The following is a 16,221-nucleotide window of genomic DNA, read 5'->3' as shown; positions in this document are numbered from 1 at the left end:
CTGACTTTTTCCGTGATTTCTTTATCAAACCTTGTGCGGAAGCCTGGTACTCAAGGCTTTCGGCTCTTTTTAAATCTATCCAGCGATGTAGGTAAATTTTTAAGCCATAGGCAGGCGAGAATGGAATTTCCTGCGGATGCTTTCAGCCGTCTCAAGGTCTTTCAGAGGCTCGATCCCGCAGGCGTTAAGGATCTTGTCGCAAACTTCCTGTAAAGAGAGAAGATCTCCTTTTTCATTCCTGACGCTGAGCGACTCCGCGTTCTCATTGCTGCAACAGTAGAGGAAAGACTGAGCCTTCTTCAGCCCCTTCAGCCTGCTGATCTTCATTGATTCCAGCGCCCGAATGAGTTCCGCGCCTGAAACATCAAGACCGGACTCGCGCAGCTTCTTCATTAAAAGCCGCTGGAGAACCAGGCCGATGTAGTTGAGGACGAAATGCCCACGGATATGCTGGTCTGTCCAAACGAACACAGGTCTGGCCCTAAGATCGGTCTTGAGCATCCGAAAGTTGTTCTCAATGCGCCAGAGCTGCCGCAGAAGGCCGTAGATTTCGGCGGGCTTGTGCTTCTGCAAATCAAGATTGGTGAGCAGCGCCATGTATCCACACCACTTGCGGCGTTTGTCGTAAAGGGCTGAGTTCAGCTCAACTTTAGTGGTCCCCGGCTTGATAAAAGCTTTGTAGCCGCTTCGCCCCGCCGCTTTCACAGCGGCGGGGCCTCTTGCCACAAGGTCGGAAGCACGCTGCCACTTGAGTTCAAGCTCCTGGCTGTCGTGTTCAAAGCGTTTGGCGGAATAGGTGGCTATGCAGGTGGCCTTGAGGCTGACCGGTCTTCGCTGGCCGGAGCTTTTGTCCACGACCGTGCGCTCAATGGACAAAGGCATTTCCTTGATTCCCCACCGAGGGTCATCCGGACTGGAGCTCCAGTGCCAGCCGTCGCAGTCCAGTAATTTCTGCTGGTCCGACACAGACAGCTTGATGTAGGGAGGGAAGCCCACAATGAAGTTGAAATTGGATTCCTGCAGCGCCTCGAGATTGATGTACTGGTTCAGCCCGCTGTCTGCAACCACCGTGACATTCTGGACTCCGTAATCCCGGCTGAATTTCTTCACGACCTCCATCAGGGTGTGCACTTCGGCTGTGTTTCCGGGGAAGATTTCGTAATTGAACGGAATGCCTTCTGCATCCACCAGAAGCCCCAGCACCACCTGGGTCTCCTGGGTCCGATGCTCCTTGCTCATCCCCCGGCGGCGCAGGCCGTCTTCAATAAAACTCTCGAAATACAGTGTGGTCACGTCATAAAGCGCAATTGTCAGGTCGCGCTTGTAGAGCCGCCCAATGCCGTCATTGAGCTTTTTGACGATGGCCTCCTTGCGGTCGGCCAGAATGTCCAGGCTGTCGTAAATCCGATCGAGGCGCAGGTCACTGAAGTCAAAGACGAATCTTTCCTTGTTGAGCCAGGAGGAGCGCTTCGAGGAAGGGGCGATCAGCCGTGAAACGACGGAAAAGAAAATCGTCTTGTCCACGTCCCAGCCGATCCGGTAGTTGTGACGATAGTTCTGAAAATAATTTGAAATTCCCAGCTGCTCCCACAGAAGCCTGTAGGGTGCCGGCGTACAGGTCCTGCAGTCGGGCCGCCGGTTTGCCGCGCTTGGCGCGGCGACCCGCGACAAGACGGTTTCCTGGATCGTCTGGCTGTACAGCGAAGAATCCGCCCTGAGCTGCTCGGCGTGTTTCTGGATCTTCTCCATGGCGTCCGGGTCTTTTTCAAGAAGCTTCTTTTTGTTTCCGTAGCTGGTCAGCACACGGCTGGTGGGTTTGCGGGTAAGCGGGTCTCGGAAGCTTTCGCAAATGTAAACGTATTCCACACCCTTGAACTTCTTGATTGAACCGTAACGGTTTCAATTTAGGTACGTTACTCAGTTCCGGCGACCAATTTTTCGATTTTCTCGGCAGTGACGTTAATGCCAAGTTTTTCGCACAGCCTGGCAGTAGACCTCTTAATGGGCGGCATCTGCCACGATTTTCCCAATCTTGCCGCCCTGATTTTCTCCAGGCCGCTGGTCAGGTCCTTGTACGAAATGTTTTTGCCTTCGCCGATGGAATAAATGTCCTCGATGGTTTTGACGCAGAAGCCGGCCGCAAGATGGTTCAGGAACAGCCACGCTTCCTCCTGGGTTGCTCCGCGCATATACGAGGCTTCGAAGTCCAGGGTCTCTGAATAGGTTTTGAAGAACTGCTCGATGTTCTGGCGCTGCTTGTAGATGTAATAAACAGCCTCGCCTTCCAGGTCCAGCCGATTGGTCTTAATGATGATGACGCCCATCGCCGGATGGGCGTCATGAATGTCAGAGAGCTCCACAGGCCTGAGAGCCTCCAGTTCGGCGTCGGTCAGTCTTCCCTTGCCCTTTTTTCTTCTGTTTTCTTCCGCCTGGCGAGCCTGTCCGACGGTGCGGTTCTGTGCTTCCATTCGGGCGGTGGCCGTAGCCATCTCATCGGAGTACAGCTCTGGATCGAAATAGATGTGGAGCCGTGAAGCTTTGTCCTGGCAGTCAAAGGAACTGTACTGAATCGAGCGGGAGTGATACGTGAAGCCCTTCTGGTAGCCTCTGGGCGACTCAGGTATCAGATCCGCCGCTGCCGCGCAGTTCCGCCTGAGGGGCAGCAGGTACTTCAGGCCATCGTCCTCAAGCTGGCAGAAGCCATCCTCGCTCGCAAAGCCTTTGTCGGCGATGACGGTGTAGTTTTTCCCGTTCATCGAGGTCTCGCGCAGCAGGTCGGAGAAGCAGCTCACGTCGGGGGTGCTCCCGGCATACTGCTTGTAATACAAAGGCATCCCGGTGTCTTCGCCCAACGAAAATACGTACACCAGATTGATCTGGGGCTTGAATCTGCACTTGGAGTCGTAGCCCAGTTCAGCCGTCGTCATGGTCTGGGAGGCAGACAGGATTCTGTGCCCGTCAAAAAGGATGAAGGCTTCCCGATCTTCAAGGTCTTCCCGCATGTAGCCTCGGATGGCCTCCCGGCTCCTGCCCAGCTGCTCGAGCAGATCCCTGATGCACGGCCTTTGGAAGGACAGGCCCGGGCAGAGGTAGGAGAACAGGCTGTTTTCGTAGTGAGACTGCAGCCTTCGGAATCGGGGATCCAGCGCCGAACGGACATACACGGCCGTGTAAATCTGCCGCCAAAGATCAGGAAAATATTTCCTGAGGCGCCGACGCATGGGAGCCGTGTTTTCCCAGAAATACACTTCATTGCCCACGGCAACCACATCGTTCAGAACAGCGGGCTTGGGCTCGGCGAGCCTGCGGGTGGTTTTCACCAGCCCCTCGGGAGTGATGGCTCCGAGGCATTTCCCGGATATTTTCCGGCTGCGCTTTATTTCCGGATCGTATTTGCTGAAGCGCTCATAAAGATACCAGCGGCCGCCGATTTTCTTGATCTCGGTCTGCCTGGGTTTGGACTTCTGAAATTGAATCACATAATCCGGTTTTTCCGTCGTAGCCATAGCTGTCTTTATAACCACCCTATTAGGTATACCAATTATGACATATACAGGCCCGAATTTCAAGGTTTGAGAAATAGAGGTAAACGCCCGGTGGTGCGGGCTTTAGGGAAAATTCTGAAAGATAAGGGACGCGATTATCGCGTCCCTAAATTGAAACCGTTACGGATTGAAACGGAAATGGCCATGGGAAAGCTCCTATCAGACATTTAAATCATATCATGATTAACACTAATCTAACTACGCAATTACGACAAAGCTTGATAAGCATCAACGTATCACATGTTTGTGTTTGTATTGATATTTATCCTTGTTAAGGACGGCTTTTTACGTAAAAGTCAGGAGAAAAAGCCGCAATGACGGTAAGGGAAGCTGTGGAATCTTGCAGCCTTGCGATACCGCTGGCTCAAGAACCAAATCAGGCCGACTGGGATGCTTTAGAGATTCCACCGGTCTTTGCCGGGAGGCGTGTTTAGGAGCAACGCAATGGCAGACGATCCGCTTTTCAACCTCGACCTTTGGAAGGTTTTCGTCACGGCGGCCGGATCGCGCACCTTTCATGAGGCGGGCCGGAAGCTGGGGTTGGATGCGACCAGCGTGGGTCGGAAAATCGGAAAACTCGAGTTGGGGCTGGGCTTTCAGCTTTTCAGTAGGGAGGGGAAAGAGCCTTCGCTTACGGCCATGGGTCGGACAGCGCTTGGCCACGCGCGGCAGCTCCTTTACGTCTCTGGGAAGACGATTGAGGAGATAAAGGAAGGCGTGCCGCTGCCGGGGCAGAAGCTTCACATTCTCGCCTCGACCGGCTTTTCAAATGTCTTTTTGAGAAGGGCCATCACGCTTTTTTCCGAGAGCCATCCGGAATGCAGCTTCGTGCACGAATCCCTAAGCTCGAGCGAGTCCTACTTCGAGCGGCTGGGGAAAGGAGTCGATCTCATCGTTACCGCCTACAAGGCCGATATTCCCGGGGTGGCGATGCGGGTGGTGTCCCGGCATAAAAAGCTGTGCTGCGCCTCTCCCGGTTTTGTTCAAAGGCACGGCTCTCTCAATCATCCTGATGATTTAAGGCCATTTTCCCTCGCGGGGAACGCCCATTTCCTTCAGGGCATCTCTTTTCGGCAGAAAAGGACCGGCGCAACCTACAAGGGAGAGCTCAGCTTCAAAATCTTGTCCGACAATTCGCTTCTGCTTGCGGACTGGGCGGCCGCGGGAAACGGGATTTTTGTCGGATGCCCTGCAACTTTAGCATCGGAGTACATCAGAGACGGAAGGCTCAAGGTCATTCTTCAAGACTGGGAGCTTCCGGAGCTTCGCGGCTACGCCTACACCTCTCTTGTCGAGTCTAAGTCACCAGATTCGTTGGTTCTTCAGTTAATAGACGTCATGGCTTCCGCAGGACGGGAGATCACAAGGCTCGCTCTGTAGGCCGGAGAAAAAGCGCGGCCGGACCTTCCTGCCTTTGATGCATAAATCGCACCAGAAGCCTTTCGCCTTTCTTTTTAATCAATACATTCAATAAATTGTAAAAGCAACCCGCTTCTTTGGACTAGGATCACTTAAGTAAAAAGAGCTAGGTATTTACTTCTAAAGGAGAGGAAAACATGAAGCAAATCACCCGCATTGCAGCGCCTGCCTTGCCGCAGCTGCGGCTGGCCTGCTGAGCCTTAATGCCGTCGCAGCTGACGCGCAGAATAAACCCGACAGCGTGTCCGCTGCCACGAAGCAGGCCCTGGCTGAAAAACCCGACGCGATTTCCGGGGCCACGAAGAAAAGAGAGTCTCATTCGGGGGCGATCAAGCTCACCGAAACAGCCGAGGGCCAGAAACTGCTTCGCGAAATGGTGAGGGACTTCATCTACACCGGGGACACGGTCTTTGACGGGCACAAGGTGAAGGGCGGCCGGCAGATGTTCGCGATCGGCACCGCAGATCTCAACACGCCTGAAGTGATCACCGCGGAGCTCACGCCGGACTACGACGAGGCGACAGGCAAGTTCGTCTTTTACGGCACCACGGCCAAGGATTCCGGGAAAATCCTTCGCGCCTCCCGCTCCGGGACTGGTCTTTCGGTCGCCTGGGTGAAGCAGCTGCGTCCCAACGAGCTCAAGAACTACGGCTGGAACTACTACGACTCCTACGGCATTTCCTTCAAGGGCGACCTCAAGGTCTACCGCGGTCGCGACCTGACGGGCGACGAGGCACACGATCGCCCGATTCTCGACCATCTCTCGCACGTCATGGACCGCAGCCTCACCACGATCAAGGAGTGGAGCCTCATTTGGAAATTCAGCCCGACGCTCAAGGGCAAGGACCTCCAGGACGCGAAGGACCGCGAGATCCGCGACTTCCTCACCTATGAGGACGTCTACGAAGTCATTCCGACCTCGATGATCGTGATTGACTACTTCGCGCGTCCGCTCATGGTGAACCCGAACAACGCCTTCGTTTACAAGCAGTACGCGATCAATTCGAACGAAAAGGGCTTCAACCTCTTGAAGAGCAAGGGCTACAAGGCGGCTCTGCGTGACACGAACTGCGCGAACGTCATGCTCGAGCCTGAGCGCAGCCGCTACACCTTCTTCGATCAGCGCTATCCGAGGACTTCGCCCCTGAACCTCCTCAACCGCCTGAGCGCTTACAAGAACAAGGCCGTCTTTGGAACGGCCAAGCCCGAGAATGGTGCGAAGCCCACCTCCGAGGGCCAGATGCTGGTCGAAAACCAGTACAACAACAAGGGCCAGATGAGCACGAAGGCCGAGGTCGACCAGGCCGTGAAGGCTTCCGAGGGCAAGAAGAAGACCTACTTCTGGGTGGACGAGAGCAAGCGCGCCTCGATGCCGGACCGCTACATGGTGACCTATACGGGCCGCGACTCCAACGGCAAGGCCTATCGCGTCGATCTTCCCAACTGGAACCGTTGGTTTGTGCTTCATCCGAACAACGTCTGCGGCATCGCGACCCGCCAGACGATCGAATTCAACAAATAACCTTGAAGGAGCGGAGGGTCGTTCAAAGATCCTCCGCCTAAGCCATGAAAAAAGGATTGAATGCAATTTTCAAGGCGACGGCGATCGCTTCGATGCTTGCCGCCGGAACAGCGCTTGCGGCTCCCACCACCACGATTTACGGCGTTCTCGACACAGGGCTCGTCTACACGCACCTGAACCTCGACAACGGCGCGGACTCCACCGACACCTTGTCCATGGGCTCGGGCATCAGCAAGGGCAGCCGCTGGGGGCTCAAAGGCTCGGAAGACATCAACGGCGCGAAAGTGGGCTTCGTGCTTGAAAGCGGCTTTGACACCGACAACGGCGCTTACGCTTCTGCGGTCGGCAACCGGCTCTTCGGCCGCGAGGCCTCCGTTTATGCGTCGGGACGCTACGGAGAGATCGCCGCAGGGCGCCTCCAGCACCTCACGGCGGGCTTCGGCTCCTGGGGCATCGCAGCGAAAATCATCAGCCCGTTCGCGCACGGCTGGGGCGGCGGATACCTGGGCGGCTACAAGACGGTCTTCGGCTTCAACTCGGGCCGGACCGACAACGCCCTCGCCTACAAGACGCCCACTTTTGGAGGCGCCACCCTTTACGCCGCCTATTCCGGAAAGACCGACGACCTGAAGAACGCGGCCGGCGTCGAGAACAAGTCCTCCTCGGACCGCTACGGCGGCCTTGCGGCGACCTGGAAGCACAGCGCACTCACGCTCTTTGGCTCGGCCGAGTGGATCGCCTGGAGCAACACCGCCGCGGCCACCCGCAAGGCCGACGACGGCTACGCCTTCACGCTGGGCGGCAACTACAAGTTCGCCCCGGTCACGGTGTTCCTCGCGGGGCAGTACTTCGACAACATGAACGGGCTGCCCGCGCCCTATGAGCTCACGAGGCTCAAGAAAGGGACGGACGCCATCACGAAGGGCTGGGGCGTGCTCGCGGGCGCGATGTTCCCGGCTCTAGCCGGGAGCTTCAAGGCCTCGCTGGGCTACCGCGATGCCGAACTCGTGAACGACTCGGATTACGAGGCGAAGCGCATTTCCGCTTCTCTGGCCTATCAGTACAACCTCTCCAAGCGGACCTACCTCTATGCAGGCGCGAGCTACATTCGCGACAAGATGGATTTCGGCCGCTCTGAGACGAAGCCGAGCGAATTCAGCCTTGTGTCCGGGCTCTGCACGAGCTTCTAAGGCTTGATTCAGCGCCCTTTCCTTCTTTTCTCCCGAAGGAAAGGGCGCGGTTTGATTCGGCATAGCAGGGATGATGCCCCATCAGAGCATCACCTCAATGCGGGGAAAGGAGGGATCCATGAATATTTCAAGAAGAAGCTTCTTTCTAAGCTCCGCGGGCCTTACGCTTGGAGCGCTTGCGGCCGAACCCGCCCTGGCCTGGGTGACGGGGAGGCCGGAGAAAACCCTGGAGACTGACGTTCTCGTCATCGGCAGCGGCCTCTCGGGCACCGTTTCCGCTCTCTCGGCGCGCGAGTCCGGCGCCAAGGTCCTCATGATCGACAAGGCGAAGGAGGAATTCCGAGGCGGCAATTCCCGGGTCTGCATGGGCTCGTTTCTGATGCCGCGCGATGGCTCGGAAGCCTCCCGCCAGGCTTTTGTCGAAGATGTCTCAAAGAAATCGCTCGGTGGCGGCAGGAAGGATCTTTACCGCTTGCTCGCCGACAACGTCTTGGACGCAGTCCAATGGGCTGAGGGCCACGGGGCGAAATTCAATCCCTGGCTGCAGTCCGCCCCCTGGAGGCTTGGGGTGAGGCTTGCCTCTCCCGGTCAGTACCAGGGAATGCCAAAGCTCCTTTCCGCTCTTTACTCGGAATACCGCAGGCTGGGCGGCGCAGCCTTGTTTGAGACCAAGGCCAAGCGCATTCTCTTAGGCTCCAAGGGAGAAATTGCGGGCGTGATCTGCCAGACGAAGGCCGGGCTTCTAGAGATCCGCTGCAAGGCCCTCATCCTCGGCACCGGCGGCTATTCAGCCAACAGGGCGATGCTTGAAGCGGCGCACCCGGGCGGAGCAAACATTTTGATTCGCGGCAACAAATGGATCACGGGCGATGGGATCGCGCTCGCGCAGGAAATCGGCGCGGGGACCCGTGGCATGGCCGGCGTAGAGTCGCTTCATCTTCCGGTGGTCTACAACGGCCCCAGCGGACGGGGCTCTCCGACCAGGGCGCTACCATACTGCGTGGGCATCAATCTGCAGGGCCGGCGGTTTGTGGACGAATCCCAGGGCTACGCGTCCTTTGGCAAGGCGACGCTGCAGCAGACCCGCCAGACCGTCGCCCTTGTTTTTGACGAGGCGCTCAGAAAGAAGGAAAAGAGAATCGGGATGTCCATCGCCCTTTTTGAAAAAGCCAAGGGCGGGCTGATCGAAGCCAACGGGTGCGAAGAGCTTGCCCGAAAGCTCGGCGTTCCAGCGGCGGCCCTTCGCTCGACGCTCGAAGCCTTCAACCGTGCGGTGAAGGCGGACGGTTCGGCCCTGGAGGCTGATCCGCCCCGCAGGAGCCTCGCCTCGAAGCTGGATTTGAACGGAAAGCTTTACGCCTTCTTCCCGCTCACGCCTTCCATCACGATGGACTACGGCGGGCTCACGATCAACACGAAGACGCAGGTCACGGAGCAGGACGGGACGCCGATCCGGGGGCTTTACGCAGCCGGCGAAACGGTGAACCTCTACTACCACGACTATCACGGAGGCGGAATCCTCGCTCAGTGCCTGACGTTCGGCCGGATAGCAGGGCAAAACGCGGCTCAACTGGCAAAACGGTAAAAGCCGGCCGTTTTTCGAAGAGGAATTTTGAATGCGGGCGCATCTTGGTGCGCCCGCGCGCAATTTTTAATGGTGCTTGCGCTCTTTGCGTCTTAAAGCGCTCTCTGGGCGGCGGGCTTTGAAAATTTCTTGTCTTCGTGGCACCAGAACATGTGCTCGCGCGGCCAGATCGGCAGCCAGATCATCGAGACTTTGACTTCCCTCACTTTGATGCCGCCGTCTTCCGTCTTTTCGCCGCTCAAGGTTTTGAAGGGCACCCGCCCCTCAACCTCCCAGACGCGGCCGATCAGTTTGAGGCTAGAGAGATCGCTGAGAATTTTGGGCGCTTTGTAGTCCGAGGTGTAGCGGTATCTGCCGTCTTTGAGTTTTCCCACAAAGGCGATGTCGTAGCCCCCAAGGACTGACTGGTCGAAGACAAAGAGGCCGTCCTTCTCAATCGAAGTCGTCTTCTCGTCCACCAGCAGCAGGGATCCCTTGGGTATCTCGGGGGCCAGGGCGTCGTCCATCGCCTGGACGATTCGGCCGCCGATATTCTTGCCCTTGACGGAAAAGGCGTGTCCGTCCGCGCTGAACTCGATCGTGATGTCTTCTTCGCCTCTGTGCCTGCCGAAGCGCGTTGTTCTGATGGGCTCTTTTTCGATTTGGCTTTCCGGCTGCTTTTGCGTTTCCATGTTTTTTCTCCTTAGTGCCGATATTTACGGCCGGAACCAACGAGGACGCCTTCGATCATGAAGTCGTCGTATTCGCCGGGGCGGATGATCGGATAGGCCCCTGAGCTGTTCTGGGGATGGAGTTCTGGCTTGCCGTTCACGATCTGCAGCTGCTTGAGGGTGAAGTCGCCCTGAAGGAAGGCGAGGACGATGTCGCCGCTGCGAGGCTCGATGGACCGATCAATAATGAGAAGGTCCCCGTCGAATATGCCGGCGTCGACCATGGAGTCCCCCCGGGCCTCGATGATGATGGTCGACTCTTTGTGCCTCACGAAATAGTCCGTGAGCGACAGGGTGCGCTCCGAGTAATCCCCTGCGGGCGTGGGCAGCCCGCATTGAACGGTCATGGCCAGAAGCTTTGGGTCGCCCGCGTCGTCCGCCGCGGGCTTTGAGGCCGCGAGCTTTTGGAGCGCTGCCGCGCGCCGCACCGCCGATTCAAGGAGCGGGCGCATGAACTTCGCGCCGCCCAGCTCCCGGCAGCTTTGAGCGAGCTTCTTCGTCACGCGCACCTGCAGATTGGTTTCTAGAAGCTCGGCTGCAACGCGGGGGCGGCCTGTCGGCTTCTTTTCTTGGGCTGGGGCTGTGGATTTAGGTTTTGCCATGATGAACGACTCTTCGTGATCCCTTTGCTGAATATTGTATACGAAATTATTTTCGTATACGAAATATCTGCAAACTGACGTAAGCCAGTTCCGCAAGGCTGTTTTTGCTGTGCTCCGCCTGCGCTCTCGCTCCTCGTAAAGAGGGCTTCGGCCAGGAAAGACGGGAAAAGAGGTAAGCTGCAGGGGTGACCATTAGCTAGCGGTTCAAAACGACGACGAGCCCCGATGACTGAAAGACATGATTCTGTAGACGGTGTGGACAAGCGCCTGCTCGAAGGCTTCAGCACGTCCTTTCTCAACGAATCGGCGGTTTATTCCGACCCCGCGTATCGTGCGAAGTTTCTTTCCAACGAGCCTCGGAGAAACATTCATGTCTACGTCGCGCTCCAGGACGAGCTGCGGCGAAGCAGCGAGTTCTTCTTCAGCGTCGCCTTTTTCACCGAGGCGGGACTGAGCTTCCTCAAAGGGGACCTGCAGGACTTCGTCTGCCGAGGCGGTCGAGGCCGCATCCTGGTTTCGGACTTCAACTATTTCAACAAGCCCAAGGATTTAAGGCGGCTTCTGGAAATGGTGGAGTCGCTCAACGCTTTCGCGCGCGAAAAGAACCAGGAGGGTAGCGTCTCTCCCGCGATTGAGGCGAAGCTCTTTCGCTGTTCCTCTGAAGAAGGCTTTCACACGAAGGGCTATGTCTTCAAGGCGGGCGGCCTCTACCGGATGATTGTCGGAAGCTCAAACCTCACGAGCCCCGCGCTTACGGAAAACCGAGAATGGAACGTGAGGCTCGTGGGAAAGCGCGAAGGGGAGGTGACTGAACGCCTGGTCTCGGAGTTCGAGTCCCTCTGGGCGAGTCCTCTAAGCTTTAGCCTCAAGACCGAGCTGCCGCGCTATGAAAAAGACTGGGAGGAGAAGCGGCCGATCTTCGTGCCGAGGCCGCAGAAGACTCCAGCTCCCGAGCAGGCCGCGATCGAACCCAACGACATGCAGCGCCGTGTGGTGGACAGCGTCTATCAGCTTTACCGCGAAGGCAAGAAACGGGCGCTGCTCATTTCCGCGACCGGGACCGGCAAGACTTATGCCTCCGCCTTCACAGTGAAGAAAATCGCTCCACGGTGCGTCCTTTTCCTCGTGCACCGCGAGCAGATTGCGCGGCAAGCCATGGCTAGCTTCAAGCGGGTGCTGGGCGGCGGCTTCGGCGACTTCGGGCTCTACAGCGGCCACCGCCATGACAGCGGCGCGAAATACACTTTCGCCACCATGCAGACGATGTCGAAAGACGAAAACCTCGCGGCTTTCGGGCCGGAGGCGTTCGACTTCATCATCATCGACGAGGTGCACCGGGCGGGAGCGGCAAGCTACCAGAAAATCATGAGCTTTTTCAAGCCCCGGTTTTGGTTTGGCATGACCGCGAGCCCCGACCGCCCCGACGGCTTTGATATCTACAAGCTCTTCGACAACAACATCGCCTACGAGATCCACCTGCAGACGGCGCTCGAAAACGATCTGCTCTGTCCCTTCCACTACTACGGCATCACGGACTTGGAAGTGGACGGTGAAAAAATCGAGGATGAGCGGAGCTTCAATCTCCTCACGAGCGACGTCCGGGTGGAGCACGTGCTGCGCGAGGCCCGCTACTTCAGGTTCAGCGGCGAGCGGGTGAAGGGTTTGGCTTTCTGCTCGACCAACCGCGAATGCGAGGAGCTCGCCCGAAAGTTCACCGAGCGGGGCGTTCCTTCCGAGGCTTTGTCGGGGGAGGATTCTCAGGAAGAGCGCGCCGCCATGGTCGAGCGCCTCGAGCACGGCGAGGGGCCCGCTCGGCTCGACTACATCTTCACAGTCGACATCTTCAACGAAGGCGTTGACATCCCGGAAGTGAACCAGGTGCTTTTGCTGCGCCCGACCGAAAGCCCGATCATCTTCATTCAGCAGCTGGGTCGCGGGCTTCGCAAGGCCAAAGGGAAGGACTATGTGGTCGTGCTCGACTTCATCGGGCGCTATAAGACCAACTATCTGATCCCCATCGCGCTTTCGGGCGACCGCAGCTACAACAAGGACAACCTTCGGCGTTTTGTGGCGGAAACGAGAAAATACCTGCCGGGAGCATCCACCATCCATTTCGACCGGATTGTGGAGCGGCGCATCTTCTCTTCGATTGATTCAGCCCAAACCAACAGCATCCAGATCCTCAAAGAGTCCTACAGGACGCTCAAGTTCAAGCTTGGGCGGATCCCGAGGCTCGTCGATTTCGAGCTGCACAATGCGGTCGACGTTCAGAAATTCTTTGAAAACAAAAGCCTGGGGTCCTATTACGCCTTTTTGAAGGCTTATGACAACGATTACAAAGTGAGGCTCTCGCCCGAGGCCGAGCAGATGCTCACCTTCTGGTGCTCGAAGCTCGGAAACAGCAAGCGAGTTTCTGAAGCACTCGTCCTGGAGGACCTTCTGCAAGGCCGCGACCATGTGATGGCCCGCCTTCGCGAGATGCTTTGGAAGAGTTACGGGATCAATGCTTCTGGTCAGCACTTGAAGAACGTCGGTTTGGTGCTTACCAATCGGTTCTGCAAGAACAGCTTGGATCAGGAGCGGACTTCGGCGTGCGTTTTTCTTGAGCCCGAAGGCGGTGACTATCGGATTTCGACCCGGTTCAAAGCCGCTCTCCAGGCGAACCCTGAGTTTCGCGGCCTGCTCTTAGAGCTCGTGCAGTACATGAAGCGGCGCTACAACAGCGAGTACCGGGACCGCTATAAAGACACTGATTTCGCGCTTTACAGCAAGTACACCTACGAAGACGTGGGCCGGCTACTCAATTGGTCGCATAACATGCCCGCCCAGAATATCGGCGGCTATTTCTACGACGAGGAAACGAAAACGTTGCCGGTGTTCGTGAACTATGAGAAGTCCGAAGAGGCGATCGCCTATGAGGACCGCTTCGAGTCCGAGCGCATCCTGATTGCGCTTTCGAAGACGAAGAGGAGGGTGGATTCGCCGGACGCGGATCATATGTTCAAGCGCACGCCGGAGGATCGGGGCAACCGGATCTATCTGTTCGTACGCAAGAACAAGGACGACAAGGAGGCGAAGTCATTCTATTTCCTGGGCGAAATGAACGCCGTGGGGGATCCTGCGCCCGTGAGGCTGCAGACCGGCGACGCGGCCTTCGAGATCCGCTATGAGCTGGAACACCCGGTTCGCGAAGACATTTATGATTATTTAACCAATGATTTTGAGAGCAGCAATGAAGAGAATTGAAGTCGTGGCAGCCATCATCCACCACGAGGGGAAGATACTCGCCACCCAGCGCGGCTACGGCGATTTCAAGGACGGCTGGGAATTTCCCGGCGGCAAAGTGGAGCCGGGCGAGACCCCGCAGGAGGCGATCGTGCGCGAGATCCGCGAGGAGCTAGAGGTGACGATCAGGCCCGAGCGGCTTGTGACCACCGTGGAGTGCGACTACCCGAAGTTTCACCTCACGATGCACTGCTTTCTCGCCTCCGTGGCGGAGGGCAGCATCACGCTGCTCGAGCACGAGGCAGCGAAGTGGCTGGGGAAGGACGAGCTGGACACCGTGGCGTGGCTGCCGGCCGACGTCGAGGCTGTGCAGAAGCTGAAGCCTCTTCTTGAAGAGGCCCGGGGCTCCTGAAAGGCCGGGGCCGCGTCTTCCGGCAAAAGGAAAGGGAAGTGAAAAAGCGCGCAGAGGCTTAATGGAAAAGCCCCGCGCGCTTTGAATGTCCCCTGGCGGGAGAAGGGTGGAAAACCTGTTTCCACCCTCCGTTCCCGAAGGAAAAGACCTCAGCCGAAATCAGTACTGCTCGAGGATCTTGCGGCCGGCCTGGAGGTTGCCGCTGTAGACGCGGTCCATGCCGACGAACGGAACCTGCTTGCGGTAGGCGTTGTAAAGAGCGCCGGTCTTGTCGGAGAGGCGGACGTTCGTCTGCTTCATCTTGCGCAGGTCGATGGCCTGGGCGGCGTGCAGCAGCTCCATCGAGTACATGTCAAGCACCGTGTTCGCGGAGCGGTTCAGGCGCTGGGCGACGCGCGGCAGGTTGGAGTGCGTGTCCTCGATCGTGCCTTCAACCGCAGCGCCGTGCACGGAGATCGGGTTGGCGAGGTCGATCGTTTCGGCGTAGAGCGAGACCATCGAGTCCTCGGTCGCGCCGAAGGCGTGGCCGAACACGTTCTCCTTGGAGGCGAGGTAGCGCGAGAGTCCCGAGAAGTTGTCGTCGTCAAGCCTCATCATGCGGTTCGCGCTGTTGTGCGCGACGTGGGTGAGGGCGATCGCGGCCTTCTGGGCGGCAATCGCGATCGGCAGCGGCTCGAAGTTCGCGCTCGGGATGATGGCGCCCTTCAGCCCGTCGCCCTCCACGAACCACTGGTTCACGTAAGGGGTGCTGCGGTCTTCCTGCGTGGCATTGAGGATCACGCCCGGGTTGTCGTCGGAAGAGTTGATCTGGGTGTTGAGCAGGCCGTCGAGCTCATCGAGTGCGACCTTCGCCTCGGACATCGTGTAGACGCTCGTGCGGAAGGAGAGGGGATCCTGCAGGTTGCGGGTCTTGTCGAGGTCCCAGAGGTAGGAGCCCTTCAGGGTAAGCCGCAGGGTCTTCGCCATCTCGGGGAAGCCCTTCAGCGGGTGCGAGGCTGCGCTCTGGGCGAGGAACGGCGTGACGTTGCCGTTCAGGCCTTCAAGCGAAAGTCCGTAGACCACGGGCGAGACCTTGAGCACCTGGTGCATCGTGCGGGCGGCTTCCATGGTGAGCGCCGTGCCCACGCAGTTGGAGGAGAGGATCGCCAGGCCGTCCTTGCCTTCCGGGACGAGGGGCTGGAGGCCCTTCGCCTTCAGGGCTTCGGCGCCCGTCATTTCCCTGCCGTCGACGTCGGCCTTCCATTCGCCGATCATCACCGAGCCCACGTGGGAGGCGAGCGTGATGTCAGCGTCGCCGATCGAGCCGCGCGAAGGGATCATCGGGGTGATGCCCTTGTTGAGGAAGTCGCGGTAGAGCTCGGCCACGCGCGGCTGGGCTCCGGAGCGGCCGGTCAAAAGCGTATTGAGGCGCACCACCATCGCGAGCCTTGCGATCTTCTTGTCCAGCATCGGGCCGAAGCCGGCGGAGTGCGAGCGGATGATGTTGCGGTTGAAGGCGATCGAGGCCTGGCGGGCCTGCTCGGTGAGGCGCCCGGTCTTGTCAAAGAGGTGATGGTCCTTGTTGAGGCCCACGCCCACGGTGAGGCCGTAGATTTCCTTGCCCTGACGGGCGGCGAGCAGCACGAGCTTGTTCGAGTCGGACATGAACTTCATGGCCTTGTCCGAAATGGCGACGGGCTCGCCTTCGGCGATCTTCCAGGCGTCGGCCTGGGTGAGCGAGTGGCCGTCCAGGGTCACGGTGGCAAATGCGCTGGTAGCGGTCATGGCAAGTCCTATGGCAAGGGCTGCGGGTTTGAACTTCATCATCTTATCTCTCCAATAGAGTGTTTGGCGCTTGTCCGGGTCGGGGCACTTCAGCCCGCCGGGTGCGACGAGGTCGTAGTATAGGATTAAACCGACCGGACGGTATGTTTATGAGGGTTTTCGACATTAGTAGTTCTTCCGACTTAGTTCCAACGCCGCTTTAATAATGGAGATCTGCGGTGTTCATCTTAGATAATACGGGTTAATA

11 protein-coding genes are annotated in these 16,221 nt (G+C 57.9%); 6 read left to right on the top strand and 5 right to left on the bottom strand.

Features of this window, described 5'->3' with window-relative positions:
- Positions 1-99: 99 nt before the first annotated feature.
- Positions 100-1,866, bottom strand: coding sequence for an IS1634 family transposase (locus MUN46_RS09260; protein ID WP_285230602.1), 1,767 nt, complete (start codon positions 1,864-1,866; stop codon positions 100-102).
- Positions 1,867-1,913: 47 nt separating this feature from the next.
- Positions 1,914-3,506: an IS1634 family transposase gene (locus MUN46_RS09255; RefSeq protein ID WP_285230601.1), complete on the bottom strand. Its 1,593-nt coding sequence runs from the start codon at positions 3,504-3,506 to the stop codon at positions 1,914-1,916.
- Between the two features lie 483 nt (positions 3,507-3,989).
- Here MUN46_RS09255 and MUN46_RS09250 point away from each other — a divergent pair, with 483 nt between their 5' ends.
- From MUN46_RS09250 to MUN46_RS09235, 4 genes are all read left to right on the top strand, one after another.
- The gene (locus tag MUN46_RS09250; RefSeq protein ID WP_243377686.1) at positions 3,990-4,925 is read left to right on the top strand and encodes a LysR family transcriptional regulator; all 936 of its coding nucleotides are present in this window, start codon (positions 3,990-3,992) and stop codon (positions 4,923-4,925) included.
- A gap of 280 nt (positions 4,926-5,205) precedes the next feature.
- Positions 5,206-6,486, top strand: coding sequence for a hypothetical protein (locus tag MUN46_RS09245; protein WP_243377685.1), 1,281 nt, complete (start codon positions 5,206-5,208; stop codon positions 6,484-6,486).
- 44 nt (positions 6,487-6,530) lie between these two features.
- Positions 6,531-7,676, top strand: a complete 1,146-nt coding sequence (locus tag MUN46_RS09240) for a porin (RefSeq protein WP_285230600.1) — start codon at positions 6,531-6,533, stop codon at positions 7,674-7,676.
- A gap of 118 nt (positions 7,677-7,794) precedes the next feature.
- Positions 7,795-9,261 carry an FAD-dependent oxidoreductase gene (locus MUN46_RS09235; protein ID WP_243377683.1) on the top strand — a complete coding sequence of 489 codons (1,467 nt, stop codon included), beginning with the start codon at positions 7,795-7,797 and terminating at the stop codon, positions 9,259-9,261.
- Between the two features lie 92 nt (positions 9,262-9,353).
- Here MUN46_RS09235 and MUN46_RS09230 read toward each other — a convergent pair whose 3' ends face one another.
- Together MUN46_RS09230 and MUN46_RS09225 are read right to left on the bottom strand one after the other, a co-directional pair.
- A complete protein-coding gene (locus tag MUN46_RS09230) occupies positions 9,354-9,932 on the bottom strand; it encodes a hypothetical protein (protein ID WP_243377682.1) in 579 nt (192 codons plus the stop codon).
- A gap of 11 nt (positions 9,933-9,943) precedes the next feature.
- Positions 9,944-10,573, bottom strand: coding sequence for a LexA family protein (locus MUN46_RS09225; protein ID WP_243377681.1), 630 nt, complete (start codon positions 10,571-10,573; stop codon positions 9,944-9,946).
- Between the two features lie 225 nt (positions 10,574-10,798).
- Here MUN46_RS09225 and MUN46_RS09220 point away from each other — a divergent pair, with 225 nt between their 5' ends.
- Positions 10,799-13,819: a DUF3427 domain-containing protein gene (locus MUN46_RS09220; protein WP_243377680.1), complete on the top strand. Its 3,021-nt coding sequence runs from the start codon at positions 10,799-10,801 to the stop codon at positions 13,817-13,819.
- Complete coding sequence (locus MUN46_RS09215; RefSeq protein ID WP_243377679.1) at positions 13,806-14,210, top strand: (deoxy)nucleoside triphosphate pyrophosphohydrolase; 405 nt, start codon at positions 13,806-13,808, stop codon at positions 14,208-14,210. Before MUN46_RS09220 ends, MUN46_RS09215 begins: the two co-directional genes overlap by 14 nt.
- A gap of 159 nt (positions 14,211-14,369) precedes the next feature.
- Here MUN46_RS09215 and MUN46_RS09210 read toward each other — a convergent pair whose 3' ends face one another.
- Positions 14,370-16,016: an HAL/PAL/TAL family ammonia-lyase gene (locus tag MUN46_RS09210; RefSeq protein ID WP_243377678.1), complete on the bottom strand. Its 1,647-nt coding sequence runs from the start codon at positions 16,014-16,016 to the stop codon at positions 14,370-14,372.
- Between the last annotated feature and the right edge of the window lie 205 nt (positions 16,017-16,221).

The sequence above is a fragment of the Mesosutterella faecium genome (assembly GCF_022809315.2).
Lineage (GTDB): Bacteria > Pseudomonadota > Gammaproteobacteria > Burkholderiales > Burkholderiaceae_F > Mesosutterella > Mesosutterella faecium.
The sequence above is the reverse complement of the archived record's forward strand: the minus strand, read 5'-3'. Positions and strand labels throughout refer to the sequence as shown.